This is a genomic window from Psychrobacter sp. 1U2 (genome assembly GCF_051847575.1).
In genome coordinates this window covers 1-1,951 of record NZ_JBPYDC010000091.1, presented here as the reverse complement: position 1 = coordinate 1,951, position 1,951 = coordinate 1, and the positions used below count along the sequence as shown (strand labels likewise).

Annotated in this window: 1 protein-coding gene and 1 pseudogene; both read right to left on the bottom strand. The window is 44.5% G+C overall.

What is annotated here, in order from left to right; all coding sequences use genetic code 11:
• Positions 1-213: pseudogene (locus ACS8FD_RS13395) on the bottom strand (diaminopimelate epimerase); the annotation flags it as partial.
• Between the two features lie 235 nt (positions 214-448).
• Positions 449-1,804, bottom strand: a complete 1,356-nt coding sequence (lysA, locus tag ACS8FD_RS13390; RefSeq protein ID WP_439262229.1) for a diaminopimelate decarboxylase — start codon at positions 1,802-1,804, stop codon at positions 449-451.
• Between the last annotated feature and the right edge of the window lie 147 nt (positions 1,805-1,951).

The following is a 1,951-nucleotide window of genomic DNA, read 5'->3' as shown; positions in this document are numbered from 1 at the left end:
CTCTGTGCCATCGGTATTAAAAATACGATAACTAAAATCAACATCTGGGCGCATCGGTGGTTCGACGACGAGTAATTGATCAAAGCCAATACCTAGATGACGATCACCCAATAATTGCACCAACTCTCTGGTCAAATCTAAGCGCTGGGTCACCAAATCAATGACCATAAAATCATTGCCCAGACCATGCATTTTGGTAAATTCTATTAGCATATCCTTGTGTCCTATTGTATTTTTATGTGTCCGTTATATTAGCATGGTGTCTGCCACAATGATAACTATCAGCGCGTTAGAGACTGTATGAATCCATTAAAATAATAAATAACTGTGCTTATCATAATGAAACTCATAGCGACCATAATCACCGCCATAAAAAACCCATTGTCATGATAACAATGGGTCGTTATTACATCGGCAAGAGTGGCAGTTACTCTATCTATAATGCACTCTACTTTGCGTTTTGCCAAAGTATCTCATCTGCATATAATGCTTCAACAGTTTCACGTTTGCGAACTAGCTGATGACGACTTCCTGCAACCATGACTTCACTTGCACGCGGGCGTGAGTTATAGTTGCTACTCATGGTAAAGCCATACGCTCCTGCACCAGTAATCGCTAAAATGTCACCTGTTGCGAGTGATAATAGACGGTCTTTTGCTAAGAAATCCCCAGTCTCACAAATCGCCCCGACGATGTCCCACGGCTGAGTGCCATCTGTCTCGATACCTTTACTAGGCAATACGTTGGGAATCACGGCCATTTCAGCTTGATATAATGCAGGACGAATCAAATCATTCATCGCAGCATCAACGATGGCAAAGTTTTTATGCGCTGTTGGCTTTAGTACATCGACACGGGTCAGCAAAATACCGGCATTGGCGACCATGCTACGGCCTGGCTCAAAAAACACTGGTAAGCCAAGCTCAGTCAGTTTCGGTAGGAGTGCTTGCGCAAAGTCATGAATAGAGACTGGCGACTCATCAATATAACGCACGCCGAGACCACCGCCCAAATCAATATGACGCAGCTCAATACCTTTTTCACGCAAGCTATGGACCAGCTCAATGACTTTATCCAATGCAGCAATAAAGGGTTCAACTTCCGTTAATTGTGAGCCAATATGACAGTCAATACCAACAATATCAATATGCGATAAAGCAGCGGCCTCTTCATAGACAGCGACGGCCTCTTCATGGGCAATACCAAACTTATTGTCTTTTAGACCGGTTGAAATATAAGGATGGGTCTTGGCATCGACATCGGGATTAACCCGTAGCGATATCGGTGCCCGTTTATCAAGTTGCTGCGCTACCTCATTAATTAATGTCAACTCACTAATAGACTCAACGTTAAAGCAGCCAATACCTTGAGTTAGCGCATATTCGATATCGCTTTTGGTTTTACCGACGCCTGAAAACACGACTTTACTGGCCTGCCCACCGGCTGCCAATACGCGCATAAGCTCACCGCGCGAGACAATATCGAACCCTGCACCTGCTGTTGCAAGCACACCCAACACCGCAAGGTTTGAGTTTGCTTTCACTGCATAGCAAATCTGATGGTCAATCGCTGCAAAGCTGTCGCTATAGGCTTGGTACACATCGAGTATTGCCTGCTGCGAATATACATAGCATGGCGTATCGTAGCGTTCTACCAACTCATGAATACTTACCTGCTCCATCCATAGCTCACCTTGGTTATAGTGCAGTTCGGGTAAATGGTTGGTTAAGGCTGCCGGATCGACATACATTCCTTGCTCAGTATGGATGGTTACACCGTCAGCTTGCAATTTCGTCTCACTCATATCGGGTTCTCAAATCTAATCAGGTTATCAATTATTAAAGTTAATAGTCGTTAGGATCGTCACTGGCGCTAGGCAGTGTCTGCTGTTGCTCTAAATACCGGCTCTTGTCATAGTTGTCATCATCGAGAGTAGCAAAAGCGGCATCTT

What these genes read in the sequence shown, in the direction of transcription:
- lysA (WP_439262229.1), bottom strand. Translation starts at nt 1,804, where the DNA reads ATGAGTGAGACGAAATTGCAAGCTGACGGTGTAACCATCCATACTGAG.